At 55.3% G+C, this 1,101-nt stretch carries 1 protein-coding gene; it reads right to left on the reverse strand.

Annotated elements, in window-relative coordinates; genetic code table 11:
- Positions 1-29: 29 nt before the first annotated feature.
- On the reverse strand, positions 30-1,046 hold the full coding sequence (locus tag HUS66_RS17350) for an IS30 family transposase (protein ID WP_175072443.1): 1,017 nt from the start codon (positions 1,044-1,046) through the stop codon (positions 30-32).
- Positions 1,047-1,101: the final 55 nt, after the last annotated feature.

Here is a 1,101-nt window from a genome sequence, read left to right on the forward strand (position 1 = left end):
GGCGGATGCAGCTTCTGAGTGCAACACGGTCAATGAATCGATGACGGAGCTTCATGGTACTTCGCCATCAGTTCGCTCATCACCTCAATGGGACACTTGAAGTCGAAGCGCTTTCGAGGGCGCATGTTCAACTCAAACGCTATGTCATCCAGTTCCTTCTGGCTGTAGACCGATAGGTCCGTTCCTTTGGGCAAGTATTGCCGTATCAGGCCATTGATATTTTCATTGGCGCCTCTCTGCCACGGGCTATGCGGATCACAAAAGTAGATGGCAACACCGGTATTCTGGGTAATCTTGGCGTGCTGCGTCATCTCGCGCCCTTGGTCATACGTCATACTCTTCCGCGCGGCCAACGGCATGCGGTTTAGCGCAGCGCTAAAGCCTTCCACTGCCGAGGTGGCGGTCGCATCGTTCATCTTCGCCAGGATCAGGTAACCGCTTTTCAGTTCAACGAGGGTACCGACAGCCGATGCGTTGCCCTTGCCTTTGATCAGGTCGCCTTCCCAGTGCCCGGGAAATTCCCGTTTTTCCACCTCGGGAGGGCGGAGATGAATGCTGACCATATCAGGGATCTGACCGCGCCGATCAACTTGCCCACGCCGGGGCTTTCGAGTGGATTTTCCTTGCCGTAAGCAGTGTATCAACTCTTTTCGCAGCTCACCGACGGGCAATGCGTAGATGGCACTGTAGATCGTTTCACGGCAGACGTAGGCGTCTCGAAGGTCAGGAATATTCATATGCTTGAGCTTGCCGCTGATCTGCTCGGGGGACAAGCGCCGACGCAGCATATGCTGAATCAAGGCAAACTGAGGACTGCCAGGAAGCAGCTTGCGCCTTGGCCGACAGACGGCTCGACGGCCAAGGCGACGCTGTTGCGCGTGTGATACTCGGTATCTGCTACCAGGGGATCCATTGCGCCGTATCTCTCGACTGATTGTCGACGGTGACCGCTCAAGCAGAGCCGCCACCTTCCTGATGCTCAGGCCTTGCTGGAGGCTGACCTGGATCGTTGCACGTTCTTCGATGCAGAGTTCTGAATATGACATGGATACAACACCTTACCGATTTGATCAGGTGTTGCACTCAGAATTTGCGGGCAAG

It is taken from the genome of Onishia taeanensis, assembly GCF_013349955.1.
Classification (GTDB): Bacteria; Pseudomonadota; Gammaproteobacteria; order Pseudomonadales; family Halomonadaceae; genus Onishia; species Onishia taeanensis_B.

Coding starts and splice junctions, on each gene's coding strand:
- HUS66_RS17350 (WP_175072443.1), bottom strand. CDS start 1,046: ATGTCATATTCAGAACTCTGCATCGAAGAACGTGCAACGATCCAGGTC.